The sequence below is a fragment of the Streptomyces sp. 8K308 genome (assembly GCF_004348315.1).
Taxonomy (GTDB): Bacteria; Actinomycetota; Actinomycetes; order Streptomycetales; family Streptomycetaceae; genus Streptomyces.
The window spans coordinates 1-902 of the sequence record NZ_SMKC01000669.1; the positions used below are offsets into that span (position 1 = coordinate 1).

Annotated in this window: 1 protein-coding gene; it reads right to left on the bottom strand. The window is 72.0% G+C overall.

What is annotated here, in order from left to right:
- Positions 1 to 902, bottom strand: a 902-nt coding sequence (locus E1265_RS36560) for a condensation domain-containing protein (protein WP_243741397.1), incomplete at both ends; no start/stop codon positions are given.

A 902-nucleotide genomic window follows, 5' to 3' on the forward strand; every position in this document is an offset into this window, starting at 1 on the left:
TCGGAGAGGGCCGTCGCCCTGGGGGCGCGGGCCACCTGTGCGCGGAAGAGCACCGGGATCGAGGTGTCCGGTGCGGGCGTCTCGGGGCCCTGCCAGGCGGTGAGGACCTGGCGGCGTTCCTCGTCGCTGAGCAGGTCGATGTCGGTGATCGGCCGTCGTGGGTCGGCGACCACCGCAGACAGCAGCCGACGCAGCCGGGCCGCCATCGCCTCGACGGTGCCCGCATCGAACAGGCCCGTCCGGAACTCGACGCTCACCGTGACGCCCGCCGGGTCGCCTGACCGGTTCCGGTGCTCGACGAAGGAGAACATCAGATCGAAGTGGGCGGTGTGCGCCTGGGCCGGTATGTGCTCGGTGCGCAGGCCGGGCAGCAGGTGGTCGGCCGGGCCGTCCACCGCGAAGTTGACCATCACCTGGAACAGCGGATGCCGGCCCGGCACGCGTTCGAAGTTGATGGCCTCCACCAACCGGTGGAAGGGGAGGTCCTGGTGGGCGTAGGCGTCCAGGGCCGCCTTCCGCACCCGGACGAGGAGTTCGGCGAAGGACGGCTCCCCCGAGGTGTCGGCCCGCAGGACCACGGTGTTGACGAAGTAGCCGATGAGGCCCTGGAGTCGCTCGTCGACGCGGCCGGTGACGGGAGTGCCGAGGGGGATGTCGGTGCCGGCGCCGAGTCGGGTGAGCAGCGCCGCCACCGCTGCCTGGAGCGTCATGAAGGGGGTCGCGTCGTGGTCGCGCGCCAACGCGCTCAGCCGCCGATGCGTCTCCGCGTCCAGGCGCAGGGCGTACGAGGCCCCCGCGTCACCGGTGCTCTCGGACGGTGACTGGTCGTAAGGGAGGGGGAGTTCGGTGGGGAGGTCGTGGAGGGTGTCGCGCCAGTGGTCGAGGTGGTGGCGGGTGTGGGG